This window comes from Candidatus Pseudomonas phytovorans, from assembly GCA_029202525.1.
GTDB classification, from domain to species: domain Bacteria; phylum Pseudomonadota; class Gammaproteobacteria; order Pseudomonadales; family Pseudomonadaceae; genus Aquipseudomonas; species Aquipseudomonas phytovorans.
This window is the reverse complement of the sequence record CP119325.1, coordinates 1,636,443-1,661,088: the sequence shown is the minus strand read 5'-3', so window position 1 is coordinate 1,661,088 and position 24,646 is coordinate 1,636,443. Positions and strand designations below refer to the sequence as shown.

The 24,646-nt window shown below is 62.7% G+C and carries 26 protein-coding genes; 11 read left to right on the top strand and 15 right to left on the bottom strand.

Translation table 11 applies throughout. The features are described from left to right. The first annotated feature begins 189 nt into the window (after positions 1-189). Positions 190-567, top strand: a complete 378-nt coding sequence (locus P0Y58_07380; protein ID WEK32009.1) for a DNA binding protein — start codon at positions 190-192, stop codon at positions 565-567. Positions 568-640: 73 nt separating this feature from the next. On the opposite strand, the gene sbcB is transcribed toward P0Y58_07380, so the two are convergent. The 3 genes from sbcB to P0Y58_07365 form a co-directional block, all read right to left on the bottom strand. Further along, the gene (gene sbcB, locus P0Y58_07375; protein ID WEK32008.1) at positions 641-2,074 is read right to left on the bottom strand and encodes an exodeoxyribonuclease I; all 1,434 of its coding nucleotides are present in this window, start codon (positions 2,072-2,074) and stop codon (positions 641-643) included. 42 nt (positions 2,075-2,116) lie between these two features. After that, positions 2,117-2,476: a PilZ domain-containing protein gene (locus tag P0Y58_07370; protein ID WEK32007.1), complete on the bottom strand. Its 360-nt coding sequence runs from the start codon at positions 2,474-2,476 to the stop codon at positions 2,117-2,119. Positions 2,477-2,599: 123 nt separating this feature from the next. Beyond that, on the bottom strand, positions 2,600-2,986 hold the full coding sequence (locus P0Y58_07365; GenBank protein WEK32006.1) for a tetratricopeptide repeat protein: 387 nt from the start codon (positions 2,984-2,986) through the stop codon (positions 2,600-2,602). A gap of 179 nt (positions 2,987-3,165) precedes the next feature. On the opposite strand from P0Y58_07365, the gene pyk reads away from it, so the two are divergent. Continuing rightward, positions 3,166-4,620, top strand: coding sequence for a pyruvate kinase (pyk, locus tag P0Y58_07360; GenBank protein ID WEK32005.1), 1,455 nt, complete (start codon positions 3,166-3,168; stop codon positions 4,618-4,620). 44 nt (positions 4,621-4,664) lie between these two features. Here the strand turns inward: pyk and P0Y58_07355 are convergent, their stop codons facing one another. Beyond that, entirely contained in the window at positions 4,665-5,585 is a 921-nt protein-coding gene (locus P0Y58_07355; GenBank protein WEK32004.1) for an iron-sulfur-binding ferredoxin reductase, read from the bottom strand. A 249-nt stretch (positions 5,586-5,834) separates the two neighbouring features. Here P0Y58_07355 and P0Y58_07350 point away from each other — a divergent pair, with 249 nt between their 5' ends. Further along, on the top strand, positions 5,835-7,358 hold the full coding sequence (locus P0Y58_07350) for a fumarate hydratase (GenBank protein ID WEK32003.1): 1,524 nt from the start codon (positions 5,835-5,837) through the stop codon (positions 7,356-7,358). A gap of 52 nt (positions 7,359-7,410) precedes the next feature. Here P0Y58_07350 and P0Y58_07345 read toward each other — a convergent pair whose 3' ends face one another. Then, positions 7,411-8,001, bottom strand: a complete 591-nt coding sequence (locus P0Y58_07345) for a GNAT family N-acetyltransferase (protein WEK32002.1) — start codon at positions 7,999-8,001, stop codon at positions 7,411-7,413. A gap of 115 nt (positions 8,002-8,116) precedes the next feature. Between P0Y58_07345 and P0Y58_07340 the strand changes: the two genes are divergently transcribed. After that, the gene (locus tag P0Y58_07340) at positions 8,117-8,515 is read left to right on the top strand and encodes a nuclear transport factor 2 family protein (protein WEK32001.1); all 399 of its coding nucleotides are present in this window, start codon (positions 8,117-8,119) and stop codon (positions 8,513-8,515) included. Between the two features lie 124 nt (positions 8,516-8,639). Here the strand turns inward: P0Y58_07340 and P0Y58_07335 are convergent, their stop codons facing one another. From P0Y58_07335 to P0Y58_07310, 6 genes are all read right to left on the bottom strand, one after another. Beyond that, entirely contained in the window at positions 8,640-9,218 is a 579-nt protein-coding gene (locus P0Y58_07335) for a DJ-1/PfpI family protein (GenBank protein WEK32000.1), read from the bottom strand. Positions 9,219-9,269: 51 nt separating this feature from the next. Further along, on the bottom strand, positions 9,270-10,427 hold the full coding sequence (locus P0Y58_07330; GenBank protein WEK31999.1) for a phosphatidylserine/phosphatidylglycerophosphate/cardiolipin synthase family protein: 1,158 nt from the start codon (positions 10,425-10,427) through the stop codon (positions 9,270-9,272). Position 10,428: 1 nt separating this feature from the next. Beyond that, positions 10,429-11,010, bottom strand: coding sequence for a YceI family protein (locus P0Y58_07325; protein WEK31998.1), 582 nt, complete (start codon positions 11,008-11,010; stop codon positions 10,429-10,431). 44 nt (positions 11,011-11,054) lie between these two features. Next, entirely contained in the window at positions 11,055-11,351 is a 297-nt protein-coding gene (locus P0Y58_07320) for an amidase (GenBank protein WEK31997.1), read from the bottom strand. After that, positions 11,348-12,427 carry a serine hydrolase gene (locus tag P0Y58_07315; GenBank protein ID WEK31996.1) on the bottom strand — a complete coding sequence of 360 codons (1,080 nt, stop codon included), beginning with the start codon at positions 12,425-12,427 and terminating at the stop codon, positions 11,348-11,350. The genes P0Y58_07320 and P0Y58_07315 overlap by 4 nt, the downstream gene beginning before the upstream one ends. A 200-nt stretch (positions 12,428-12,627) precedes the next feature. Continuing rightward, the gene (locus P0Y58_07310; GenBank protein WEK31995.1) at positions 12,628-13,515 is read right to left on the bottom strand and encodes an acyl-CoA dehydrogenase; all 888 of its coding nucleotides are present in this window, start codon (positions 13,513-13,515) and stop codon (positions 12,628-12,630) included. Between the two features lie 159 nt (positions 13,516-13,674). Here P0Y58_07310 and P0Y58_07305 point away from each other — a divergent pair, with 159 nt between their 5' ends. Then, positions 13,675-14,430, top strand: a complete 756-nt coding sequence (locus P0Y58_07305; protein ID WEK31994.1) for a GNAT family N-acetyltransferase — start codon at positions 13,675-13,677, stop codon at positions 14,428-14,430. Then, the gene (locus tag P0Y58_07300) at positions 14,430-15,218 is read left to right on the top strand and encodes a lysophospholipid acyltransferase family protein (protein ID WEK31993.1); all 789 of its coding nucleotides are present in this window, start codon (positions 14,430-14,432) and stop codon (positions 15,216-15,218) included. Before P0Y58_07305 ends, P0Y58_07300 begins: the two co-directional genes overlap by 1 nt. 124 nt (positions 15,219-15,342) lie before the next feature. On the opposite strand, the gene P0Y58_07295 is transcribed toward P0Y58_07300, so the two are convergent. Further along, a complete protein-coding gene (locus P0Y58_07295; protein ID WEK31992.1) occupies positions 15,343-15,927 on the bottom strand; it encodes an ACP phosphodiesterase in 585 nt (194 codons plus the stop codon). Between the two features lie 150 nt (positions 15,928-16,077). On the opposite strand from P0Y58_07295, the gene P0Y58_07290 reads away from it, so the two are divergent. Next, the gene (locus P0Y58_07290; protein ID WEK31991.1) at positions 16,078-16,380 is read left to right on the top strand and encodes a helix-turn-helix transcriptional regulator; all 303 of its coding nucleotides are present in this window, start codon (positions 16,078-16,080) and stop codon (positions 16,378-16,380) included. Positions 16,381-16,397: 17 nt separating this feature from the next. Further along, positions 16,398-17,447 (top strand): alkene reductase, encoded by a 1,050-nt coding sequence (locus P0Y58_07285; GenBank protein WEK31990.1) that lies wholly within the window; start codon positions 16,398-16,400, stop codon positions 17,445-17,447. A 123-nt stretch (positions 17,448-17,570) separates the two neighbouring features. Here P0Y58_07285 and P0Y58_07280 read toward each other — a convergent pair whose 3' ends face one another. The 3 genes from P0Y58_07280 to P0Y58_07270 form a co-directional block, all read right to left on the bottom strand. Continuing rightward, positions 17,571-18,440, bottom strand: coding sequence for an ATPase (locus P0Y58_07280; GenBank protein WEK31989.1), 870 nt, complete (start codon positions 18,438-18,440; stop codon positions 17,571-17,573). An 87-nt stretch (positions 18,441-18,527) separates the two neighbouring features. Further along, positions 18,528-19,523 (bottom strand): NAD(P)-dependent oxidoreductase, encoded by a 996-nt coding sequence (locus P0Y58_07275; GenBank protein WEK31988.1) that lies wholly within the window; start codon positions 19,521-19,523, stop codon positions 18,528-18,530. 49 nt (positions 19,524-19,572) lie between these two features. Continuing rightward, the gene (locus tag P0Y58_07270) at positions 19,573-20,463 is read right to left on the bottom strand and encodes a LysR family transcriptional regulator ArgP (GenBank protein ID WEK31987.1); all 891 of its coding nucleotides are present in this window, start codon (positions 20,461-20,463) and stop codon (positions 19,573-19,575) included. A gap of 102 nt (positions 20,464-20,565) precedes the next feature. Here P0Y58_07270 and P0Y58_07265 point away from each other — a divergent pair, with 102 nt between their 5' ends. From P0Y58_07265 to P0Y58_07255, 3 genes are all read left to right on the top strand, one after another. Beyond that, positions 20,566-21,165, top strand: a complete 600-nt coding sequence (locus P0Y58_07265; protein ID WEK31986.1) for a LysE/ArgO family amino acid transporter — start codon at positions 20,566-20,568, stop codon at positions 21,163-21,165. A gap of 506 nt (positions 21,166-21,671) precedes the next feature. Then, positions 21,672-22,268, top strand: coding sequence for a Fe-Mn family superoxide dismutase (locus tag P0Y58_07260; protein WEK31985.1), 597 nt, complete (start codon positions 21,672-21,674; stop codon positions 22,266-22,268). 246 nt (positions 22,269-22,514) lie between these two features. Next, positions 22,515-24,569 (top strand): EAL domain-containing protein, encoded by a 2,055-nt coding sequence (locus P0Y58_07255; GenBank protein ID WEK31984.1) that lies wholly within the window; start codon positions 22,515-22,517, stop codon positions 24,567-24,569. Positions 24,570-24,646: the final 77 nt, after the last annotated feature.

Genomic DNA, 24,646 nt, shown 5'->3' with positions numbered 1-24,646 from the left:
CCTGCAGGGCGCAGGCATTGTCTGACAGACAGGACAAAATGCCGGGTTAGTAAGTAAATTTTTGTTCACGTAGAGACATGTTGTCACAGCTTAATTAACAGTTAATCGCGGAATATCATGTTTACTTGCGAGTATCGCCTGTCTATTATTGGCCCACACATTTCTGAACACGCATTAAAGGAACACTCCATGTCCCTGATCAACGAGTACCGCGCTACCGAAGAAGCCATCAAGGAACTTCAGGCCCGCCTGGCCAACCTGTCGCAGGATGACAAGCTGAAGCAAGAACTGGAGTTCGAAGGCAAACTGCGCGCACTGATGGGCGAGTACTCCAAGTCGCTGCGCGACGTGATTGCCCTGCTCGACCCAGAGTCGAAACTGAGCAAGGCACCACGCGGTGCGGTCAAGCCGACTGCCACCAAACGTGCGCGCAAGGTCAAGCAGTACAAAAACCCGCACAACGGTGAAGTGATCGAAACCAAAGGCGGCAACCACAAAACCCTGAAAGAGTGGAAAGCTACTTGGGGTGGCGATGTGGTTGAAAGCTGGGCAACCCTGCTGGACTGATTGTCCGCATTCGCCTCTTGCTTATCGCAACAAAAACGCCGGCCTATTGCCGGCGTTTTTGTTTGCCTCGCTGTCAGCCAATTGCAAATTGTGCCTGCAATTGCCGGGCATGGATTTGCCAAGCCTCCAGCACACGCCGTCCAGCCTCGTCAGCGCCTTCCCAGGCCTGTTGACGCGCCTGTTCGAAGTCGCCCAGCGTATTGGGCGCTCCCCACTGCGGGTCAACCAGGCGCTGCTGACAGAAGCCATACCAGCGCTGGCGCTCTTCCTGGGTCAACGTCTCGGGGAAGTTGCGCGCCCGATAGCGGAACAGCAGTTCCGGTAAGCGAGGGTCATCAAACATCCATTGCCCACGGCCCAACTGCGCGGGTTCCAGTGTACGCACTTGCTCACATAAGCGGCGGTCCCGGTCCCCCACAAAACCGTCATACAGTTGTTGTTCCGGGTCTTCACTCGGGGCAAAGTCTTCCTTGCCGTAGATGTGCTCCAGCTTGTCTTGCCATTGCGCCTGTTGATTCGCCAACTGTTCGCCGCGCAATTGTAACAACGTCAAGTCCAGCCCCAGGCGTTGTTGATCGGCCGGGCGCAATACCGAGAGTGGCGCCAGTACCGGGCAACGATTGATTTGCACCAGTTTGAGCGGCACTGGTAATTCACCTTCTGCCAACGCTTCGTGGCGGGTGTACAAACGCTGGCGCAGAACTTCAGCACTTTCCCTCAGTAACGGTAGGGTTTCCTGATGCAGGTCGCACACAATCAGTGCATTGCGATTACGTGGGTGCCATGCCAATGGCAATACGACCCCCAGGTAATTACGCGCGGCCGAAAAGCGCCCGGATATATGCACCATTGGCTGCAACATACGGATCTGCTCCATCACTTTATGCTTGCTGCGCAACTGGAACAGCCAGTCATACAACTTGGGCTGTTTCTGCCGAATCAGACGAGCCAGGGCAATGGTTGCCCGCACGTCGGAAAGCGCTTCGTGAGCATGCCCATGGTCAATGCCATTGGCCTTGCTCAACAGTTCAAGGCGCAGGCTGGTGCGCCCGTCCTGTTGCGGCCATTGAATACCATCAGGGCGCAAGGCGTAGGCAGTTCGCACGATGTCGATCAGGTCCCAGCGGCTGTTGCCACCTTGCCACTCCCGGGCATACGGGTCGAAAAAGTTACGGTACAAGCTGTACCGGGTCACTTCATCGTCGAAGCGCAGGGTGTTGTAGCCCGCGCCACAAGTACCCGGCTGCGCCAGTTGCGCATGCACCCGGGTCATGAAATCGGCCTCGCACAAGCCTCTCTCGGCCAGCAATTGCGGGGTGATGCCAGTCACCAGGCAAGCCGCCGGGTGCGGCAGGATGTCGTCGGAGGGCCGGCAATAAAGGCTGATCGGCTCGTCGATTTCGTTAAGGTCGAAATCGGTACGCACACCGGCCACCTGCAGCGGCCGGTCGCAGCGCGGGTTGATGCCGGTGGTTTCGTAGTCGTGCCAGAAAATGCTTGAGGTCACGGGGTCGTCCTGTATCAAGGTCGACCCGATTCTAGCGCAGCCTCAGACAGAAGCGTTGGCAGGAAGGAAGCTGAAATAATCGCGCAATGAGCGCACGAACTCGTCGAATTCGCGCGGCGCCTGCAACAGCATGAAGCCCGAATCGTAGTGCCCAGGCGTCTGGTCCTCGCGGCACCACAGACAACTGGCGGTCAGGTTGACGAACTGATACCCGCCGCCGACCAGCGGCAAGCGCAATTGCAGTTCGTAATCGGGACCCACCAGTACAGGCAGCTGGCTGATGACCATCAGGCCATCTTCGGAGGCATTGCCCAGCTGGCCGATCTCCTGGTCGGTAAAACGGTTGAATACCTTGAGGACACAAGGCAGCTGGTGACGTTCGATGTGGCGCTTGTTGAACATGATCGCGAGTGTATTCCGTACCTGATGCCAGGAATACAAGGTACTGGCGGTTGTTGTAACAGCTGAGTTACAGATTAGCGCAGGGCGCGCAGCAAATCTCGTGAAATAAACCACACCTTGGTGTTATCGCCAAGGTGCAATCGTCACCGGGCTGGCCACAGCCGCTTCGCCGCTACGGGCGTGGCCGAGTTTTTCAAGCGTCTGCAGGCGTGCCCGGGCACGGTAGGCGTATTCGTTGCCCGGGTATTTCTGGATCAGGTACTGGTAGGTCTGTGCGGCATCCACGTACAGCGCCTGGCGCTCCAGGCACTGGCCACGCAGCAGCGACACCTCAGGGTGGATGAACGGCCGCGAACGGCTGGTACGGTCGACCTGCGACAGCTCCAGCATGACCCGTGCACAGTCGCCACGGTCGTAGGCGCGATAGGCATTGTTCAGGTGGTGGTCCATGGACCAGCGGGTGCAGCCGACGGCGCTGGCCGCCAGGGCTAAAACGATCAGGGCTCGCATGGGGATCTCCTTTAATGCCTGTGTATCGGCCAACGCCAACAAATCTTCACACGCTTTTGCAAGCATACTCCGGCCGTTCAAATGCCACCCTGCCTTGGTCGCAGGTAGTGCAACGGAACAATGACTACAGCGAGATTCAGGAGTAGCCTTTCGCTGCGCTTCACTATAGGAGTCTGTGCATGACCATCCGCCGTACCAAAATCGTCGCCACCCTTGGCCCCGCCAGCAACTCGCCGGAAGTGATCGAGCAACTGATCCTTGCCGGCCTGGACGTGGCACGCCTGAACTTCTCCCACGGCACCCCGGACGAGCACAAGGCCCGCGCTCGCCTGATCCGTGACATCGCCGCCAAGAACGGCCGCCATGTCGCGCTGCTGGGCGACCTGCAGGGTCCGAAGATCCGCATCGCCAAGTTCAGCAACAAGCGCATCGAACTGAAAGTCGGTGACAAGTTCACCTTCTCCACCGTCCACCCGCTGACCGAAGGCAACCAGGACATCGTCGGGATCGACTATCCCGACCTGGTCAAGGACTGCGGCGTAAACGACGAACTGCTGCTCGACGATGGCCGCGTGGTCATGCGTGTCGAGACCGCCACCGCTGATGCCCTGCACTGCGTGGTGATCGTCGGTGGCCCGCTGTCGGACCACAAAGGCATCAACCGCAAAGGTGGCGGCCTGACTGCCCCGGCCCTGACCGAAAAAGACAAGGCCGACATCAAGCTGGCTGCGGAAATGGACCTGGACTACCTGGCCGTCTCCTTCCCGCGTGACGCCAAGGACATGGAATACGCGCGCAAGCTGCGTGACGAGTCCGGCGGCAGCGCCTGGCTGGTGGCCAAGATCGAACGCGCCGAAGCCGTGGCCGACGACGAAACCCTCGACGGCTTGATCGCCGCGTCGGATGCCGTCATGGTTGCCCGTGGCGACCTGGGTGTAGAAATCGGCGACGCCGAACTGATCGGCATCCAGAAAAAGATCATCCAGCACGCCCGCCGCAACAACAAGGCAGTGATCGTTGCGACCCAGATGATGGAGTCGATGATCCAGAACCCGATGCCGACACGCGCCGAAGTGTCCGACGTGGCCAACGCCGTACTCGACAACACCGATGCGGTGATGCTGTCGGCCGAAAGCGCCGCCGGTGCCTACCCGATCGAAGCCGTCCAGGCCATGGCGCGGATCTGTCAGGGGGCCGAGAAGCACCCTACCAACCTGAAGTCCAGCCACCGTCTGCACACCACCTTCGAGCGTTGCGATGAAAGTATCGCTCTGGCAGCCATGTACACGGCCAACCACTTCCCCGGCGTCAAGGCGATCATCGCCCTCACCGAAAGTGGCTACACCCCGCTGATCATGTCGCGCCTGCGTTCGCACGTGCCGATCTACGCCCTGACGCCACACCGCGCCACCCAGGCCCGTGCCTCGATGTTCCGCGGCGTCTACCCGATCGCCTTCGACCCGGCCTCGCTGCCGGCCGACAAGGTAAGCCAGGCAGCGGTCGACGAGCTGCTCAAGCGCGGCCTGGTAGAACAGGGTGACTGGGTGATCCTGACCAAAGGTGACAGCTACCACACCATCGGTGGCACCAACGGCATGAAAATCCTGCACGTTGGTGATCCGCTGGTCGGCTGATCTGCTGCTACAAAAAAAGGGGCCGCTTTGCGGCCCCCTTTCATTCAGGCATGTTCGACAAACACATCGGCAAACACCTGGTTCCTTGGTACCCCTGCAATAAACAGCCGCCGCGCAAACTGCTCCACACTCGCCGGCGAGCCACAGACCAGTGCAACCGTTTGCCGTGATGACGGCCGCAATGTCGCGAGCGCTTCGTCCAACTGCTCCGTCAGCACCAGTTCGACACTCACGCCCTCCATCGCCTGCAACGGCTCAGCCAGGTAATGCTGAACGTGGCCATGCGCCACATGCACCATCCTGATCTCCCCGTGATGCCCCTGCCGCATCGCCTCGCGTAAAATGCCCCACAAGGGCCCAAGCCCGGTACCCGCGGCCAGCAACCAGAGCGGTCGCCCCTGCCAGTCCGGGTCATAATGCAACGCTCCGCCCCTGAGCTCCCCCAAGCGTATCGAGTCGCCAACCTTGAGCTCTCGCGCCTTGTCGCAAAAAGCACCTGGCCGTTGGCAGTCGATATGAAACTCCAGAAAATCGTCTTCACCCGGCAGGCTTGCCAGAGAGTAGGGCCGCGCTACCGCCCCGCTCCACAGCACCACATGCTGGCCCGCCTGGTACCGAAGTGCTCGCTCCGGGCGCAGGCGCAGGCGTAACACGTCACCCAACCAGTCCAGTGCACAAACTTGTGCGGGAATACCATCCTGCTGCGGGTCGAACACCGCCACACGCAAGTCACCCACTACCCGACACTGGCAAGCCAGTCGCCAGCCCTGGGCGTGTTTTTCCAGCGCCAGTGCCTCGGGCAAGGCATCCGCTGGCAGCCCGTCCAGGCAATGCACCAGGCAGGCGTGGCAGCTGCCGGCGCGGCAGCTGTAGGGCACGTTTAGGCCGGCCTCGTTCAAGGCATCGAGCAGGTTGCTGCCGGTCGGCACCGCCCAGCGGCGCTCGCCCACGCATAGTTCGGGCATGTTCGGTGTTTCTCCAGGTATTCGAGGCTCACTGTAAGCCAAGCGCAGCACGTCAGCAAAAAGGATGCCTGCCCACAGCCGACCATCGTCCAGACCGGCCGAAGGTGTGCCGGGCACGGATGCGCGCTATACTGCCGCGCCTTTTTCCGCCGGCCTGACCTGCCGGCGCCTTGCAAGGCGTTTCGACATGCTGGTCGGCACCGTCGAGCGTCTTTATGAATGTTCCCGTCTTTAAGAGGAGCGCGCTGCATGACCGTGATCAAGCAAGACGACCTGATTCAGAGCGTCGCCGACGCCCTGCAATTCATCTCGTACTACCACCCCGTCGATTTCATCCAGGCCATGCACGAGGCCTATCTGCGTGAAGAGTCGCCTGCTGCGCGCGATTCCATCGCCCAGATCCTGATCAACTCGCGCATGTGCGCCACCGGCCACCGCCCGATCTGCCAGGACACCGGTATCGTCACCGTGTTCGTGCGCGTGGGCATGGACGTGCGCTGGGACGGCGCCACCCTGAGCGTCGACGACATGATCAACGAAGGTGTGCGTCGCGCCTACAACCTGCCTGAAAACGTGCTGCGCGCTTCGATCCTGGCCGACCCGGCCGGTGCCCGCAAGAACACCAAGGACAACACCCCGGCAGTGATCCACTACTCCATCGTGCCCGGCGACAAGGTCGAGGTCGATGTCGCAGCCAAAGGCGGCGGCTCGGAGAACAAGTCGAAGATGGCCATGCTCAACCCGTCCGACTCGATCGTCGACTGGGTGCTGAAGACCGTCCCGACCATGGGCGCTGGCTGGTGCCCGCCTGGCATGCTCGGCATCGGCATCGGCGGTACCGCCGAGAAGGCCGCCGTCATGGCCAAGGAAGTGTTGATGGAGTCCATCGACATCCACGAGCTGAAAGCCCGTGGCCCGCAGAACCGCCTCGAAGAAATCCGCCTGGAGCTGTTCGAGAAGGTCAACCAGCTGGGCATTGGCGCCCAGGGCCTGGGTGGTCTGACCACCGTGCTCGATGTCAAGATCATGGACTACCCGACCCACGCCGCGTCGCTGCCGGTGTGCATGATCCCCAACTGCGCCGCCACCCGTCACGCCCACTTCGTGCTCGATGGCACAGGCCCGGCCGAGCTGGAAGCACCGTCGCTGGACGCCTACCCGGAAATCGTCTGGGAAGCTGGCCCGAGTGCCCGTCGCGTCAACCTCGACGACATCACTCCGGAAGAAGTCGCCAGCTGGAAGCCGGGCGAAACCATCCTGCTCAACGGCAAGATGCTGACCGGCCGCGATGCCGCGCACAAGCGCATGGTCGAAATGCTCAACCGTGGCGAAGAGCTGCCGGTAGACCTGAAAGGCCGCTTCATCTACTACGTAGGCCCGGTCGACCCGGTCGGTGACGAAGTGGTAGGCCCTGCCGGCCCGACCACCGCAACCCGCATGGACAAGTTCACCCGCCAGATCCTTGAGCAGACCGGCCTGCTGGGCATGATCGGCAAGTCCGAGCGTGGCCCGACCGCCATCGAAGCGATCAAGGACAACAAGGCCGTGTACCTGATGGCCGTCGGCGGCGCTGCCTACCTGGTGGCCCAGGCCATCCGCAAGTCGAAGGTCCTGGCCTTCGCCGAGCTGGGCATGGAAGCGATCTACGAGTTCGACGTCAAGGACATGCCGGTGACTGTTGCCGTAGACAGCAACGGTGAGTCGGTTCACATCACCGGCCCTGCCCTGTGGCAGAGCAAGATTGCCGAGAGCCTGGCAGTCGAAGTGAAGTAAACCTGATGTAACAACAGCGGCCCCAACAGGGGCCGTTGTTGTTTTCACAGGGTCAAGTTGGCAGTTCCTTGGTCCAGAACGACATGATCTTTTCCGAGCTTTCCTGCGCGTCCAGGTCACGCCAGGCGTAACGGGTGCGCAGGGATGGGTCATGCAGGAACCCGCGGTTGCGCCAGAAGCCCTGCAGCGGTTTGTAGTCCGCAGGCCGCAGCGGATGCACGCCGGGGCGCTCCACGGCGCAGAAGGCGCAGTAATCGAACTCGGCCAGTTTGTGCGCGTAGGACTCGCGCTCGATGAAAAAGCGCACCCCCAGGCCCTGACCGCGATATTCCGGCAGCACCAGCGACTCACCGAAGTAATACACCCCGGCCGGGTCACGCCCATGGGCCAGAAACGGCTGCTGGAATTCGGCTGCAACATCCACCAGCGGCAGGCCCGTGGAGGCCCCCACCAGCTTGCCATCGTCCAGTGCCAGCACTACCAGGCTGCGCCCGGAGCGGGCATAGGTGGCAAGGTAACTGGCCTCGTACTCAGGGGTGCCATCGTAAAGGAAGGGATACTCGCGGAACACTGTCAGGCGCAGGCGAACGAGGTCATCGATGTATGGCGCGATAGCGGCGCCGTGCAACAGGCGTATTTCCATGCTTGGCGGTCGTTTTGTCGATGTGGATGACGCGCTCGGCTAAGCCGGGCTTGAGGGGAAACCCTATCATCCGAGGCAATGAGCCGCCTTTTCCCTACACGACAGGTATTGTTCCATGACCGCTACCGAGCTGGTAAATGCTTACTACGCCGCCTTCAACGCCGGTGACATGCCGGGCTTACTGGCGCTGCTCAACGAGGATGTGATCCACGACATCAACCAAGGCGAGCGGCAGATGGGCAAGGCCCGGTTTGCTGCGTTCATGGACAAGATGAACCGCTGCTACCGCGAACGCCTGGCCGATATCGTGGTGATGCAGAACGCCGACGGCAGCCGCGTGGCCGCAGAATTCACCGTACATGGGGAGTATCTGGCCGATGACGAAGGGCTGCCGGCAGCGAACGGGCAGACCTATGTGCTGGCGGCGGGGGCTTTCTTCTATATCCACTGCGGCAAGATTGCCCGGGTGACCAACTACTACAACCTCAATGACTGGGTTGAGCAGGTGGCTTAAGCCTGTTCGAGGGGTGTTGCCTGTATTGGCCTATTCGCGGGCATGCCCGCTCCCACAGGGATCCCACTGCTCTTGGGGTGAGTGGTAATCCTGTGGGAGCGGGCGTGCCCGCGAAGGGGCCCTATCAGGCGATACGAGTGCCCAGAGCCTTGAGGAAAGCAGCCAGCCACGCCGGGTGCGCTGGCCAGGCCGGAGCGGTCACCAGGTTGCCGTCCACATGGGCCTGGTCCACCGCAATATCGATGAACGTGCCGCCCGCCAAACGCACCTCCGGCGCACATGCCGGGTACGCGCTACATTCACGCCCTTCCAGCACGCCCGCCGCCGCCAGCAGTTGGGCACCGTGGCACACTGCCGCAATCGGCTTGCCTGCCTGGTCGAACGCCCGCACCAGCTCCAGCACCTTTTCATTCAGGCGCAAATATTCCGGCGCACGGCCACCCGGGATCAGCAGCGCGTCATACCCCTCGGGCCGCACCCGCACGAAGTCATAATTCAGCGCAAAGTTGTGCCCCGGCTTTTCGCTGTAGGTCTGCTCACCCTCAAAATCATGGATGGCAGTGCGCACGGTCTGCCCCGCCAGTTTCTCCGGGCATACCGCATGCACCGTATGGCCCACCATGCTCAAGGCCTGGAACGGCACCATCGCCTCGTAATCCTCGACGTAGTCGCCCACCAGCATCAGTATCTTCTTCGCCGTCATCGCAGCCACTCCTTCGGTTAACCGTGAACAGTCAATGCACGATAGCTGCTGTCAGTCACGGCGGTCGAGCACGTTGACCACCAGTCGGTCGAGCCAGCCCCAGATCCGCTGTTTCACCCTGCGCCACAGCGGCCGGGCATGCCAGTGGTCGAGGTCAACTTCCTCACTCTGGGCAAAGTCACGCTCGAAGCTCGCCACCACCGCCGCGGTCAACGGCGGGTCCAGCGCTTCGATGTTGGCCTCAAGGTTGAAGCGCAGGTTCCAGTGGTCGAAGTTGCACGAGCCCACACTGACCCAGTCGTCTACCACGGCCATCTTCAGGTGCAAGAAGCACGGTTGGTACTCGTAAATCCGCACCCCGGCGCGCAGCAGACGTGGGTAGTAGCGGTGCCCGGCGTAGCGGACCGACGGGTGATCAGTGCGTGGCCCGGTCAGCAACAGGCGCACATCAAGCCCCTTGCTGGCGGCACGGCGCAACGAACGGCGCACGCTCCAGGTCGGCAGAAAGTACGGCGTGGCCAGCCATACCCGTTGCTTGCCACTGTTCAGCGCCCGCACCAGCGAATGCAGGATGTCCTGGTGTTGGCGGGCGTCGGCATAGGCCACCCGGCCCATGCCCTGCCCGTGGGCAGGCACCTTGGGCAAGCGTGGCAGGCCAAAGCCTTCGGCAGGGCGCCAGGCGGTACGGCGGTTGTTCGCATACCACTGGCGATCGAACAGCAGCTGCCAGTCATTAACCACCGGCCCCTGAATCTGCACCATCACCTCATGCCATTCGCTGGTCGCGTCGCCCGGTGTCCAGAACTCGTCGGTAACGCCCGTGCCGCCCACCACCGCCCAGCGTTCGTCCACCAGCAGCAGCTTGCGATGGTCGCGGTACAGATTGCGCAGGCCACGCTTCCAGCGCAGGCGGTTGTACCAGCGCAGGTATACACCGGCCTCCAGCAGGCGCTGGCGCAGGGCGCTGTTGAAGGCCAGCGAGCCATAGTCATCGAACAGGCAACGCACCCGCACACCACGCCGGGCGGCCTGTTCCAGGGCTTCGACCACCGCCTCGGCACAGGCACCGGCCTCCACCAGGTACAGCTCCAGGTCGACCTGAAACTCGGCCCGCACGATGGCCGCCAGCATGCGCGGAAAAAACTCGGGGCCGTCGATCAGCAGTTCGAACTGGTTGCCATCCCGCCAAGGGAAGACCGGCCCCGGCATGTCAGCGGGCGGTGAAAATCAGCACCGCGCTAACCGGCACCGACGGGTTGATGGATTTGAGCCCGGCAAACTTGCGCAAGGTCTGCAGCCCTGGCAGCAGGCCGAAATCCTCGGCACGCAGCACCAGGGGTTCGAGGGTCACCACCTGAAAGCGCCGCTCGTCCAGGCGGGTGGCCAGCAACAGGGCGTTATAGCTGTGCGACTGGCCATGCAGGGTGACGGTGAGCGGCAGGCGCAGTTCGATCTGGGCACCGTTGGCCAAGTCGTTGATCGGCCGCAGGTCCAGTTGCGCCCGCACCTGGGCTTCGGCAAAGCGCTCGACCTCGAACAGGTCGTCACGCATGCGTTCGTCACGCAGTGCAATGCCACTGCTCACCGAGTCCATCTCGATGCTCAGCCCCGCCACGCCTTTGCGGTCGACTGTGCCATGCAGCACCAGAAAACGGTGCACCTCGGCGGTGTCACCGTTCTTGCCGGTGATAAACGACAGGCGCGACGATTCGCCATCGAGGTGCCAGTTGGCGTGGGCGGGCAGGCACAAAGCCAGCAACAAGGCGGGCAGCAGGCGGGGCAGCTTGAACATGACAGATCTCGTGAAACCAGGCCGCCAACCTTACCCGCACGCCTTCATGGCAGCAAGCGGCAGCCCTCGCGCGGGCCCTGCCACGCAGCCTGATTGCGCCGCCCCAGCCCCTCGGCAGTAACCAGCCGCTGCTGGCTGTTTTCCTCCAGCAGGCTCAGCGGCAGCCATTGCTTTACATAGCCCTGGCAGTAGGCCTGCTCGAAGCCCATGACAAAGCGGCACGAGCAGTATTCCTTGGCCGAGTAGGCCGAGAGGATGCCGGGGAAATCCGCCAGGGCCTGACGCTCCTGCCAGGTCCAGAACAGCAGCACCAGCAGCACCAGCAACAAGGCCCGCTTCATGCGCCCTCCCGGGCCAATGCGGCCAGCACCCGCCTGAGCAGTTCGTTGTGCTGGTAACTGCCGTCGCGGTCATCGGCGTAGCGCACGATCACCAGCTTTTGCGCAGGCAGCACGTACAGCGCCTGGCCCCAGTGACCAAGGGCAGCGTAGGTGCTTTCGGGCGCACTCGGCCAAGGCCGCTCGGTGCCGGCCAGCGGCTGGTTGAGCCACCAGTGGCCGCCAGGGTTGGCTTCACCGGGTACAGGCTGGGCACGGTCAAACGCTGTGCGGTTGAAGGCCACCCAGGCCTTGGGCAGCAGTTGCCGGCCTTGCCACTGCCCGTCGCGCTGCATCAACAAGCCGATACGCGCCAAGTCTCGGGCGCTGAGATACAGATAGGAAGAGCCCACGTAGGTGCCCGCCCGGTCACGCTCCCACACCGCGCTTTCGATACCCAACGGGGTGAACAGCGCGTGCCAGGGGTAATCGGCGTACTGCGCGGCATCGAGCATGCCGCGCAGCGCAGCGGCCAGCAAATTGCTGTCGCCACTGGAGTAGAGGAATCGCTGACCGGGACTGGCCGCCATGCCCCGCGCCGCCGTATAGGCCGCCATGTCCTCGCGGCCACGGGTATACAGCATGGCCACCACCGAAGACTTGAGCGGGGCGTATTCGTAGTCTTCCTGCCAGTCCAGGCCGCTGGCCCAGTGCAACAGATCAGCCATGCGTATGCCGGGATGGCCGCGCATGCCCGAATAGAAACGGGAGACAGGGTCTTGCAACTGGAAGCGTCCTTCGCCTTGGGCCACGCCCAGCAGCGTGGCGAGGACGCTCTTGCTGACCGACCAGGTCAGGTGTGCGGTGGCGGCGGTGGTGGGGGCTGCGTAGCGCTCATGAAGGATGCGGCCATCGCGGATGATCAGCAGGGCGTCGGTGCGGATGCCGCTGCGCCCGGAGGGGGAACGTGCGGGGAAGGCGTAGGCGTCGACGGCGTGCCAGTCGAGGGTAGCATTATCGATCGGCCAGTCAGGCTGAGGCCAATCTTCTGCCCAGGCGCAACACGTAACCATCGCCAGTGTAAGCAGGAGTGCCTTCATTCATTCGTGCTCGCCTTTTTTGGGGCTGCTGTGCAGCCCATCGCCGGCAAGCCAGCTCCCACAGGTACTGCAGGTACTGCAGGTACTGCAGGTACTGCTCAAACCTTGGGCATTGTGCGATCGATGTGGGAGCTGGCTTGCCGGCGATGGGCCGCAAAGCGGCCCCAGGATTCAATAGTTCACGATAACCTATCAGGCATTCATGACAATCCCGCAGCAGCCCAAGCCTTGTTCAGCCGCTTCTCCCGAGCCGCCGCAGCCAACGCCATCACCCCCTGGTCACGCTGCCAGATTTGCGCCCAATGCGCCGGCCCTGCCGCCAATGCCGCATCAATCTCCCCCCGCAACGCCTGAAACTGTGCGAACAAACCACCCAGCAGCAAATGGCCACCGGTGCTGTCGGCACAGTGCCGGCTGCCCTCGGCGCAGCCTGCCAGCAACCCAAGCAATTGCAGGCGCAACCCCTGTGGCCACGCACACTCCTGCCCCACGCCATACAACCAGGCCGTCAGCGCCGTAAGCACATACAAGTCCTCCAGCGAGCGAAACGGCTTCACATAAGCATCCCATCCGTCACCGGCCAGCAACTCGCACGCCGCCTGCTCCAGCAGCAAGCGCCCATGGCCTACTTCCGGCATAAGCGGCAGGGTCGGCAATGGTTCCAGGGTCACCCCTGGTTCCCCGGGGTAGACCACCGCCAGGTTCAACCGTGGTGCCTCGCCAGCCGCTTCGCTACGCGCCGCCACCAGTAGCCACTCCGCTTCCAACCCAGCCGTGACGAAATCCTTGCTTCCCGTCAGTCGCAAGTCATCAAGGCGCGTGTGCATGTCCGCCGGCCGCACACTGCGCCGTTCGGTTGCGCACAAGGCCCCGAGGCTAGCCGGCGCACTGGGCCACAGCACCCGCAAGGCAGCCTGGTAGCCCACCAGGAACGCCAGGCCCGGCGTCGCCATCGCGCGCGCGCCCAGTACCGCCAGTTCGAAGGGGGCCACCGGGCCGAGGCGCTCAAGCAGTGCGCCATAGGTTTCGCCCAGGGTACCCGCCAGCGCATGACGAAACGGGTCATTCAATCGTTGCAACCAGGCCATGGGACGGCTCCTTGCTGGGGCTTTCTGGTCAAGTTCCGGGGGGTGTCACGCAAGCATCACCAAAGATTCACAGGGGTGACACCGCGTCTACCTAGGCTGACTTTGCACAACAAAGCCGACCGGCCGCAACCCTTCATGGCTGGCTTATGGAGACTCGTAATGACTCGGATCGCTCATTCTGGCGACAACAGCACTGAACGCCGTCTGCAAGCCGAACGCCTGGTTGGCGCCGCGGCGCTGCAAGAGGCCCAGGCCCTGCGTTTCAAAGTGTTCAGCGCAGAATTCAAAGCCAAGCTCAAGGGTGCCGAGCAGGGCCTGGACATGGACGACTACGACGTGCACTGCCGCCACATTGGTGTACGTGATCTGAGCACCGGCGAGCTGGTGGCCACCACCCGCCTGCTCGACCACCAGGCTGCCAGCAGCCTGGGCCGCTTCTACAGCGAAGAAGAATTCCGCCTGCACGGCCTGTTGCAGCTGCAGGGCCCGATCCTCGAACTGGGCCGCACCTGCGTAGCCCCCGACTACCGCAACGGCGGCACCATCGCCGTGCTGTGGGGTGAACTGGCCGAAGTGCTCAACGAGGGCCGCTACAGCTACCTGATGGGCTGCGCCAGCATCCCCATGCAGGACGGCGGCGTGCAGGCCCATGCCGTGATGCAGCGCCTGCGTGACCGTTATCTGTGCACCGAGCACCTGCGTGCCGAGCCGAAGAACCCGCTGCCAAGCCTGGCCCTGCCGGGCAACGTCATCGCCGAAATGCCTCCGCTGCTCAAGGCCTACATGCGCCTGGGCGCAAAGATTTGCGGCGAGCCGTGCTGGGACGAGGACTTCCAGGTGGCCGACGTGTTCATTCTGCTCAAGCGCGACGACCTGTGCCCGCGCTACGCCCGCCACTTCAAGGCAGCGGTCTGATGCCGAAGCTGCGGGTTGTAGCCCGCCTGACTCGCTTGCTGCTGGTGCTGTTGCTGGGCATGTTGATGGCCAGCCTGATCGCCCTCGGCGAACGCCTGGGCTTCAAGGCCCCCCTCGAACGCCGCCAGCGCTGGGCCTGTCTGTTCATGAAACGCCTGGTCGCCGCCCTGCCCTTCGACGTGAAGGTCGTAGGCGAGCTGCCGCAGCGGCCGATGCTGTGGGTCAGCAACCATGTGTCGTGGACCGATATCCCCCTGCTCGGCATGCTGCTGCCGCTGTCGTTCCTGTCCAAGGCCGAAGTGCGCCACTGGCCTGTAGCCGGCTGGCTGGCGGAAAAAGCCGGCACCCTGTTCATCCGCCGTGGCGGCGGCGACAGCCAGCGCCTGCGCGAGCAGATCGCAGGGCAACTGGGCCTGGCACGCCCGCTGCTCATCTTCCCCGAAGGCACCACCACCAGCGGTCACACCTTGCGCACCTTCCATGGTCGCCTGCTGGCTGGTGCCATCGACCGGGGTGTGGCAGTGCAGCCGGTGGCTATCCAGTATCTGCGTGATGGCCAGATCGACCCGGTGGCGCCGTTCATTGGCGATGATGATCTGGTGTCGCACCTGATGCGCCTGTTTGCCCAGCCGCGGGGCGAGGTGCGCATTCACCTGCTGCCTCCGATTGGCAGCGTGGGCAAGGAGCGCGCGGTGCTGGCGCTGCAGGCGCAGCAGGCGATTCACCTGGCGTTGTTCGGCACTGAAGAAGTTGAGCTGGCGCCACGGCGACATGCGCGGGCGGCCTGAGACTCTCGCGCTTTCTGATCTGGCCTATTCGCGGGCTTGCCCGCTCCCACCTCGACCGCACAGCCCTCCAGCCATGTGCAGTACCTGTGGGAGCGGGCAAGCCCGCGAAGAAGCCAGCACAGAACTAACTGTCAGGCATCCGCCCGGCCGCCGCAAACGCCTGCAACTGCGGGTAGAACTCGCGGAAATCCGCCATCAGCGGCTCATACAGCCGCTCCAGCTCACCCATCACCCCTGCCATTCCCTCCGGCCGCGACAACCTTCGGGCAATGCCGTTGAACACCTGCTCCAGCATGGCAAAGTCGCCATACGCCCCCAACCAGTCGTCGGCAGCCATGAACGGTGCAATCCGCGCCAGCCGCCCCGGCAACTCCGGTTCTGCCAGCAACACCCGATAGAACTCCCCTGTGAACTGCTCCAGCGGCTGCTCGGCATAGTTACCCCAATGCCGCGCCAGGCAATGGTCAAAGAACACATCCAGCACGATACCGGCGAAGCGTCGCCTTTCGCGCGGAAAGCGCGCCAGTGCCGCCAGCACCACCGGGTGCCGATCGGTGTAGCTGTCGATATGCCGGTGCAGCCGGATAGCCGCCTCCAGCGCCGGTGGGAAGCGCCCTTCCAGCGAGCCTTTGACGAAATCGCCATACAGGCTGCCCAGCAGTTGTTGCGGCGCCGGGCCGCCCAGGTGCAGGTGTGCGAGGTAGTTCATGAGCGCAGTCTAGCACTGCCCGGCCATATATCGTTATAACGCGATATAGCGATTCGTGCTCAGCTCAGAACCTCTTCATATTTGTATATCGGGAACGGGCGATTTACATTTCGTCCTATCGCGATATGCCGCTACAACGAGCCTTGACCCATGCCTCTCGATCTCGACGAAATCATAAAAGCGCTGGCCCATCCGGTCAGGCGAGAAATCCTCAGCTGGCTGAAAGACCCGGCAACGCAATTCCCCGACCAGTATCACAGCACCGAAAACGGTGTGTGTGCCGGGCAGATCGACCAACGCTGCGGCCTGTCGCAGTCGACCGTCTCCGCCCACCTGGCCACCTTGCAGCGCGCCGGGCTGATCAGCAGCCAGAAGATTGGCCAGTGGCACTTCTTCAAACGCGACGAAGCCACCATTGAGGCGTTCCTCGAACAACTGCGCCAAGCACTTTGACAAGGCAGGTAACCGCTATGACCACGCTTTTCGATCCGATCACCCTGGGCGACCTGCAACTGCCCAACCGCATCATCATGGCCCCGCTCACCCGTTGCCGTGCCGACGAAGGCCGCGTGCCCAATGCGCTGATGGCCGAATACTATGTGCAACGCGCCAGCGCCGGGCTGATCCTCAGCGAGGCGACTTCGGTCAGTGCCATGGGCGTCGGCTACCCGGACACCCCCGGTATCTGGAACGATGAGCAGGTGCGTGGCTGGAACAACGTCACCAAGGCCGTGCATGCCGCCGGCGGGCGAATCTTCCTGCAACTGTGGCACGTTGGCCGCATCTCCCACCCCAGCTACCTGAACGGCGAACTGCCGGTTGCCCCCAGCGCGATCCAACCCAAAGGCCATGTTAGCCTGGTGCGCCCGCTGAGTGACTTCCCCACCCCACGCGCGCTGGAAACCGAAGAGATCATCGATATCGTCGAGGCCTACCGCAGCGGCGCCGAGAATGCCAAGGCTGCCGGTTTCGACGGGGTAGAGATCCACGGCGCCAACGGCTATCTGCTTGACCAGTTCCTGCAAAGCAGCACCAACCAACGCACCGACCGCTACGGCGGGTCGCTGGAAAACCGTGCACGCTTGCTGCTGGAAGTGACCGATGCGGCCATCGAAGTGTGGGGTGCGAATCGCGTTGGTGTGCACCTGGCGCCGCGTGCCGATGCGCATGACATGGGGGATGCCAACCGCGCCGAAACCTTTACCTACGTGGCTCGTGAGCTGGGCAAACGGGGCATTGCCTTCATCTGCTCGCGGGAGCGGGAAGCCGATGACAGCATCGGCCCGCTGATCAAAGAGGCATTCGGTGGCCCGTACATTGTCAATGAGCGTTTCGACAAGGCCAGTGCCAATGCGGCCCTGGCCAGTGGCAAGGCGGATGCGGTGGCGTTTGGTGTGCCGTTTATCGCAAACCCTGACCTGCCAGCGCGGCTGGCGGCGGATGCGCCGTTGAACGAGGCGCGGCCGGAGACTTTCTACGGAAAGGGGCCAGTGGGGTACATCGATTACCCGCGGCTTTGATTGAGGGCCATTCGCGGGTAAATCGGACCGCCGCACCGCCGCTCCCACAGGGACAGCACAACATTCAAGCTTGTCACTGTACCTGTGGGAGCGGGCGTGCCCGCGAAGAAGGCCTAGGTGATCTCAGGGCCGGGCGTTGATCTGCTGCTGCAGGTTCTGCACCTGGCTCTGCAAAGTATTCAGGTTGCGGGTCATCTGCGCCCGGAACGCATCGAACTCCTGCACCGACGCACCACCGGACGCTGCCGCAGCCGGGCGGTTATCTATCTGGCTTTTGAGCACGACCATGTCCTGCTCCAGGCTCTGGATAGCGGAGCTCGGGTTGCCCTGCTTCTTCAGCGCTGCCACATCACTGCCCAGGCTCTTGAGCTGCACGTCCAGCTTGCCGCCATCCACCTGCGCGGCCTTCAACGCAGCAACCTGCTCGTTCAGGCCCTTGAACTGGGTGTCCAGCTTGCCACCATCAACCTGACCCGACCGCAACGCGGCCAGCTCGCCATTCACCAGTTTCAACTGCGCCTGCAACTGGCCTTGCAGCTCGGTCACAGCCTTCTGCTGTTCACGGGTATCGGCCAACACCTGCTCCAGGCGCTTGCCCAGGTCGCCGGTCTGCCCGGCTACACCCTTCTGCAACTGGCGCAACTGCAGCTTCAGCGCCTCGCTGCTGGTAGTCACACCGGACTCGCTGGCCTCCACCTTGCCACTGATCGCCTGCAAACGCCCGGCGGCTTCTTCACTGATGCGGGCAAAGCTTTCCTGGGTCGCCACCAGTTGCTGCTCCATCAGCGAGATCTGCTGAAAGCTCCACCAGCCCAGGCCCGCCAACGCGATGAACGAGGCGCACAGCAGTGCCCACAGCGGCGCAGTGCTGGCCCCACGGGCGGCTTTCTGGCGGCTGCGCACCACGTGCGCCGGCATCAGTTCGTCATCATCAACGGTGCCCGCCCGCAAGGTAGGCACGTCATCGTAGTCATCGTGAGCATGGTTACGCATGGATACATTCAACCGCGGTAGTCGCAAAGAGGCACGAGTATAAACCGCAAGCGCGGCGCGTTGATGACCATCGTCACTGCAGCAGCTTCACTGCCCAGGCGGCAAATGCTTCCACCAGCCGCAGAATTCATCCAATGCTGTCCACAAACTGACCTTGGGCTGGTAGTCCAGGTATTGGCGGGCGCGGCTGATATCCAGGGTGAAATCACGGCTCATCACCTGCATTCCCAAGCGCGACAAGGTTGGTTGTGGGCGCCCCGGCCACAGCATACAAGCCGCCTCGTTCAACGCGGCCAGGCTGTAGGCCAGGCCGTAGGAACGGTAGCGGGTAACCTGCGGCAGCTGCATCTGGCGCATCACGTAGTTGACAACGTCCCACAGCGGCAGCGGCTGGCCGTTACTGATGTTGTAGGCCTGTCCCAGCGCACGGTCGTCGGCGAACAACGCACTGAGCAGGGCTTCGTTGAGGTTGTGCACGCTGGTGAAATCGACTTTGTTCAGGCCGTTGCCGATGATCGCCACGCGGCCTTTGCGCTGCATCTGCATCAGCCGAGGGAAAATGCTGGCATCGCCAGCGCCCGTGACAAAGCGCGGGCGCAGCGCCAGCACTTCAAGGCCGAACTCCTGGGCACCAAACACTTTTTGCTCGGCGAGGTGCTTGGTCTGCCCGTAATGATCGTGAAAACGGCGCGGCACCTGCTCTTCGCGAATGTCCAGGCGCGAACGGCCATTGAAATAGATCGATGGCGATGACAGGTGCACCAGGCGCCGCACATGCTCCTTAAGGCAGCCCTCGACCACGTTTTCGGTAACCACCACATTGCCTTGGTAGAAGTCCTGGTAGCGCCCCCAGTTGCCCACTGCGCCGGCGCAGTGCACCACAGCCTCGATGCCTTGGCACAGGCGCCGGGCCAGCTCTGGGTCGCCCAGGTCGCCGGGGATGAACTGGGCGCCGCGCTTGATCAGGTGCTCGACCCCTTCGGCGCGGCGGCCGCTGACCCGCACGTCCAGGCCCTGCTCCAGAGCGAAGCGCGCAAAGCGCCCGCCAATGAAGCCACTCGCGCCGGTGACCAGAATTCGCATGTAAGACTCCGTCTTGCCAGATTTCAGATGCAACTGACGCCAGCCGTGGCTACAAGGGCACCAGCCATTGCCGTGCGGTGTGCCGCAGGTGGTCGGTCAGTTGCGCGAGCAATTGCCCGCCATTGCGCCAATGATGCCAGTACAGCGGCACGTCGATGGGGGTATCGCTGCAGATTTCCACCAACTGCCCGCTGGTCAGTTGCTCTGTGGCCTGTAATTCGGGCACCAGCCCCCAGCCCAGCCCGGCCTCGGTCATGCGCAGGAAGCCTTCGGATGACGGGCACAGATGGTGCAGGAAACCGTCCTCGATGCCCAGCGATGCCAGGTAGCGATGCTGCAGGAAATCATCCGGGCCGTACACGATCGCCGGTGTGCGGGCCAGCCGGCTGGCGACAAAGCCTTGGGGAAAATGCCGCGCCATGAACCCAGGGCTGGCCAGTGCCCGGTAGCGCATGGCGCCCAATGGCAGGCTGCGGGCCCCGGCCACCGGGCGCTCACTGCCACAAAGGCAGGCCGCAACCTCGCCAGCACGCATGCGTTTCAGGCCCACTTCCTGGTCTTCCACCACCAAATCGGTCAGCACGTTCTGCTGCGCGCAAAAGTTGCCCACCGCGCCGGCCCACCAAGTGGCCAGGCTGTCGGCGTTAAGGGCAATGCGCAGGCGCTCCGGCATGCCCTCTTCGTCCAGCGCCGGCACCTGGCGTTGCAGGTCGCGTTCAAGCAGGCGCACCTGCTGCACATGGTTGAGCAATTGGCGGCCGACTTCGGTCGGGCTGGGCGGCGTGGCACGCACCAGCACCGGTTGCCCGACCCGCGCCTCAAGCAGCTTGATGCGCTGGGAGATAGCCGACTGCGACAAACCCAGCACCTGGGCCGCACGCTCGAACCCCCCCTGTTCGATCACCGCCGCCAAGGCGGCCAGCAACTTGTAGTCGAACATCGATTTTCCTAATGCCTGATCAGCTTTATTTGTTTTTCTTATACAGCGCCGAACATCACAATAGCCAGCATCTTTCATGAGCCTTTTTTGGAGCGCCCTGCCATGTGGCAAAGCTATCTCAACGGCATGCTGGTAGCGTTTGGCCTGATCATGGCCATCGGCACCCAGAACGCCTTCGTCCTCGCGCAAAGCCTGCGCCGTGAGCATCACTTGCCGGTGGCGGCGCTGTGCATCATCTGTGACGCCATCCTCGTTGCGGCCGGGGTATTCGGCCTGGCCAACGTGCTGGCACATAATCCGACCTTGCTGGCGGTGGCCCGCTGGGGCGGCGCAGTCTTCCTCATCTGGTACGGCGCCAAAGCCCTACGCAGTGCCTGCTCCAAACAAAGCCTGCAGCACCAGCAAGGCCAAGGCACGCGCTCGCGGCGTGCGGTGCTGCTCAGTGCTCTGGCGGTGACGCTGCTCAACCCCCACGTTTACCTTGATACGGTGCTGCTGATCGGCTCGCTGGGCGCCCAGCAGACCGAGCCTGGTGCTTATGTGGCCGGGGCGGCCAGCGCCTCGCTGCTGTGGTTCTCGACCCTGGCGATTGGCGCGGCCTGGCTGGCACCATGGCTGGCACGGCCGGCGACATGGCGCATGCTCGACCTCATGGTGGCGGTGATGATGTTCGCGGTGGCGGCGCAGCTGATCTTCAACTGACCTCAGGGTTTGACGCAGCATCTTTGTCGCCTGTGAGATCGAGCGCCGCCCGCGCGGCGCTTCGCGGGGCAAGCCCGCTCCCACATTTGTTGCAACGTGGCCATGCCTGTGGGAGAGGCGTTGTCAGCCTTGGAGTAAGGCTTGAGTCATGCGGGGCGGTATTGGTGCCAACTCGGAAATCCAGTCAGCCCTACCAAGCTGGCAACCATGGCCTGACAGGTTTGGCACGTTGCAACAAATGTGGGAGCGGGCTTGCCCCGCGAAGCGCCGCGCGGGCGGCGCTCAATCTCAAACCCAACACATGCGCAACGACAAACACCACCGGTCGGTATCGTGAACCGCTCTGGAACCTCTATTCCCTATGTTTGTTGCGTGGTTATGCGCGGGGGCTGGTGCTATGATCGACCCCTTGCGTCGCAAAGAGTACAAACTCGCCGACGCTCATAGGGCCGCCCGTGATCGGCCCTGCGCAAACCGCGAACTAGACCTGAATCAGGAGATCCACCATGGCTTTTGAATTGCCGCCGCTGCCGTACGCCCACGATGCCCTGCAGCCGCACATCTCCAAGGAAACCCTGGAGTTTCACCACGACAAGCACCACAACACCTATGTCGTGAACCTGAACAACCTGGTCCCAGGCACCGAATTCGAAGGCAAGACCCTGGAAGAGATCGTCAAGACCTCTTCGGGCGGCATCTTCAACAACGCCGCTCAGGTCTGGAACCACACCTTCTACTGGAACTGCCTGGCTCCAAACGCCGGCGGTCAACCGACCGGTGCCCTGGCTGATGCCATCAACGCCGCTTTCGGTTCCTTCGACAAGTTCAAGGAAGAGTTCACCAAGACTTCGGTTGGCACCTTCGGTTCCGGCTGGGGCTGGCTGGTGAAGAAAGCTGACGGTTCCCTGGCCCTGGCCAGCACCATCGGCGCCGGCTGCCCGCTGACCAGCGGCGACACCCCGCTGCTGACCTGCGACGTCTGGGAACACGCCTACTACATCGACTACCGGAACGTCCGTCCGAAGTACGTCGAGGCGTTCTGGAACCTGGTCAACTGGAAGTTCGTTGCCGAGCAGTTCGAAGGCAATACCTTCAAGGCCTGATTCCTTCAGCCTTGAACAGAAACCCGGCCATGTGCCGGGTTTTTTTGTGCCTGTGCCCGCGAAAAGGCCGGCACGGTTTTGCTTGCTCAGCCCGCATACCGCGCTAACATCAAACCTCTGGAAGATTGACACAGCGCACTCAAGTTGCGGGGTCAGGCAACCGATACACTGCTCATGATCGGCCGATAGTGTATCGTCATCGTTGATGGCAAAATGATGCCATGCGCATGGATTAAGGAAACCCCATTGAAGCTGGAATTGCGGAACAGCTTGTCGGTCAAGTTGCTCAGGGTCGTGCTGCTGTCGGCGTTGGCGGTTGGCGTCGTGCTCAGCTGTGCGCAAATTGTCTACGACACCTACAAGACCCGCCAGGCCGTGAACAACGATGCCCAGCGCATCCTCGACATGTTCCGCGACCCCTCCACCCAGGCGGTGTACAGCCTCGACCGGGAAATGGGCATGCAGGTGATGGAAGGCCTGTTCCAGGACGAATCGGTGCGCATGGCGTCCATCGGCCACCCCAACGAAACCATGCTGGCAGAAAAATCCCGCCCGCTGCAGGACATGTCCATGCGCTGGCTGACCGACCCGATCCTCGGCCAGGAACGCACCTACACCACGCAACTGGTCGGCCGCGGCCCCTACAGCGAATACTACGGCGACCTCAGCATCACCCTCGACACCTCGTCCTACGGCGAAGACTTCCTGATCAACGCGGTGATCATCTTCATTTCCGGCGTCCTGCGGGCCCTGGCCATGGGCCTGGTGCTGTACCTGGTCTACCACTGGCTGTTGACCAAGCCGCTGTCCAAGATCATCGAGCACCTCACCCAGATCAACCCCGACCGCCCCAGCCAGCACCAGATACCGCTGCTCAAAGGCCACGAGAAGAACGAACTGGGCCTCTGGGTCAATACTGCCAACCAGCTGCTGGCGTCGATCGAGCGCAACACCCACCTGCGCCATGAAGCTGAAAACAGCCTGCAGCGCATGGCCCAGTACGACTTCCTCACCGGCCTGCCCAACCGCCAGCAACTGCAGCAGCAACTGGACAAGATCCTCGTCGATGGCGGCCGCCTGCAACACCGTGTGGCGGTGTTATGCGTTGGCCTGGACGACTTCAAGGGCATCAATGAGCAGTTCAGCTACCAGGTGGGTGACCAGCTGCTGCTGGCCCTGGCCGACCGCCTGCGCGCCCACAGCGGCAGGCTGGGCGCCCTGGCGCGGCTGGGCGGTGACCAGTTTGCCCTCGTGCAGGCCAATATCGAGCAGCCCTACGAGGCGGCCGAACTGGCGCAGAGCATCCTCGATGACCTGGAAGTGCCGTTCGACCTCGACCACCACCAGCAGATCCGCCTGCGCGCCACCATCGGCATCACCCTGTTCCCCGAAGACGGCGACAGCACCGAGAAGTTGCTGCAGAAAGCCGAACAGACCATGACCCTGGCCAAGGCCCGTTCGCGCAACCGCTACCAGTTCTACATCGCCAGTGTCGACAGCGAGATGCGCCGCCGCCGCGAGCTGGAAAAAGACCTGCGCGAAGCCCTGCCGCGCAACCAGCTGTACCTGGTGTACCAACCACAGATCAGCTACCGCGACCACCGCGTGGTCGGCGTCGAAGCACTGCTGCGCTGGCAGCACCCAGAGCTGGGCATGGTGCCGCCGGACCAGTTCATTCCGCTGGCCGAACAGAACGGCAGCATTATCAGTATCGGCGAATGGGTACTGGACCAGGCTTGCCGGCAACTGCGCGAATGGCACGACCAAGGCTTCAGCGAGTTGCGCATGGCGGTCAACCTGTCCACCGTGCAACTGCACCACAGTGAGCTGCCACGGGTGGTCAACAACCTGCTGCAGGCCTACCGCCTGCCGCCACGCAGCCTGGAGCTGGAAGTGACCGAAACCGGCCTGATGGAAGACATCAGCACGGCCGCCCAGCACCTGCTGAGCCTGCGCCGCTCCGGGGCGCTGATCGCCATCGACGATTTCGGTACCGGCTATTCGTCACTCAGCTACCTGAAATCGCTGCCGCTGGACAAGATCAAGATCGACAAGAGCTTCGTCCAGGACTTGCTCGACGACGATGACGACGCCACCATCGTTCGCGCCATCATCCAGCTGGGCAAGAGCCTGGGCATGCAGGTGATCGCCGAAGGCGTGGAAACCGCCGAACAGGAAACCTACATCGTTGCCCAGGGCTGCCACGAGGGCCAGGGCTATCACTACAGCAAGCCACTGTCAGCCCGTGAACTGACCAACTTCCTCAAGCAGGCGCAGCGCAACCAGGTTTCGATGCTCTGAGCCGGCCGGCCTGGTGACAGGCTGTGACCGGCAATTACATGAATTGCGCGCCCGCCCCTTTACAGCAAATGCAAATC

What these genes read in the sequence shown, in the direction of transcription:
- P0Y58_07265 (WEK31986.1), top strand. Translation starts at nt 20,566, where the DNA reads ATGTGGCAAAGCTATCTCAACGGCATGCTGGTAGCGTTTGGCCTGATC.
- P0Y58_07290 (WEK31991.1), top strand. Translation starts at nt 16,078, where the DNA reads ATGCCTCTCGATCTCGACGAAATCATAAAAGCGCTGGCCCATCCGGTC.
- P0Y58_07280 (WEK31989.1), bottom strand. Translation starts at nt 18,440, where the DNA reads ATGCGTAACCATGCTCACGATGACTACGATGACGTGCCTACCTTGCGG.
- P0Y58_07345 (WEK32002.1), bottom strand. Translation starts at nt 8,001, where the DNA reads ATGGAAATACGCCTGTTGCACGGCGCCGCTATCGCGCCATACATCGAT.
- P0Y58_07305 (WEK31994.1), top strand. Translation starts at nt 13,675, where the DNA reads ATGACTCGGATCGCTCATTCTGGCGACAACAGCACTGAACGCCGTCTG.
- P0Y58_07315 (WEK31996.1), bottom strand. Translation starts at nt 12,427, where the DNA reads ATGAAGGCACTCCTGCTTACACTGGCGATGGTTACGTGTTGCGCCTGG.
- P0Y58_07370 (WEK32007.1), bottom strand. Translation starts at nt 2,476, where the DNA reads ATGTTCAACAAGCGCCACATCGAACGTCACCAGCTGCCTTGTGTCCTC.
- P0Y58_07340 (WEK32001.1), top strand. Translation starts at nt 8,117, where the DNA reads ATGACCGCTACCGAGCTGGTAAATGCTTACTACGCCGCCTTCAACGCC.
- P0Y58_07330 (WEK31999.1), bottom strand. Translation starts at nt 10,427, where the DNA reads ATGCCGGGGCCGGTCTTCCCTTGGCGGGATGGCAACCAGTTCGAACTG.
- P0Y58_07350 (WEK32003.1), top strand. Translation starts at nt 5,835, where the DNA reads ATGACCGTGATCAAGCAAGACGACCTGATTCAGAGCGTCGCCGACGCC.
- P0Y58_07325 (WEK31998.1), bottom strand. Translation starts at nt 11,010, where the DNA reads ATGTTCAAGCTGCCCCGCCTGCTGCCCGCCTTGTTGCTGGCTTTGTGC.
- P0Y58_07285 (WEK31990.1), top strand. Translation starts at nt 16,398, where the DNA reads ATGACCACGCTTTTCGATCCGATCACCCTGGGCGACCTGCAACTGCCC.
- P0Y58_07310 (WEK31995.1), bottom strand. Translation starts at nt 13,515, where the DNA reads ATGGCCTGGTTGCAACGATTGAATGACCCGTTTCGTCATGCGCTGGCG.
- P0Y58_07300 (WEK31993.1), top strand. Translation starts at nt 14,430, where the DNA reads ATGCCGAAGCTGCGGGTTGTAGCCCGCCTGACTCGCTTGCTGCTGGTG.
- P0Y58_07380 (WEK32009.1), top strand. Translation starts at nt 190, where the DNA reads ATGTCCCTGATCAACGAGTACCGCGCTACCGAAGAAGCCATCAAGGAA.
- P0Y58_07365 (WEK32006.1), bottom strand. Translation starts at nt 2,986, where the DNA reads ATGCGAGCCCTGATCGTTTTAGCCCTGGCGGCCAGCGCCGTCGGCTGC.
- P0Y58_07320 (WEK31997.1), bottom strand. Translation starts at nt 11,351, where the DNA reads ATGAAGCGGGCCTTGTTGCTGGTGCTGCTGGTGCTGCTGTTCTGGACC.
- P0Y58_07270 (WEK31987.1), bottom strand. Translation starts at nt 20,463, where the DNA reads ATGTTCGACTACAAGTTGCTGGCCGCCTTGGCGGCGGTGATCGAACAG.
- P0Y58_07260 (WEK31985.1), top strand. Translation starts at nt 21,672, where the DNA reads ATGGCTTTTGAATTGCCGCCGCTGCCGTACGCCCACGATGCCCTGCAG.
- P0Y58_07335 (WEK32000.1), bottom strand. Translation starts at nt 9,218, where the DNA reads ATGACGGCGAAGAAGATACTGATGCTGGTGGGCGACTACGTCGAGGAT.
- P0Y58_07275 (WEK31988.1), bottom strand. Translation starts at nt 19,523, where the DNA reads ATGCGAATTCTGGTCACCGGCGCGAGTGGCTTCATTGGCGGGCGCTTT.
- pyk (WEK32005.1), top strand. Translation starts at nt 3,166, where the DNA reads ATGACCATCCGCCGTACCAAAATCGTCGCCACCCTTGGCCCCGCCAGC.
- P0Y58_07295 (WEK31992.1), bottom strand. Translation starts at nt 15,927, where the DNA reads ATGAACTACCTCGCACACCTGCACCTGGGCGGCCCGGCGCCGCAACAA.
- P0Y58_07355 (WEK32004.1), bottom strand. Translation starts at nt 5,585, where the DNA reads ATGCCCGAACTATGCGTGGGCGAGCGCCGCTGGGCGGTGCCGACCGGC.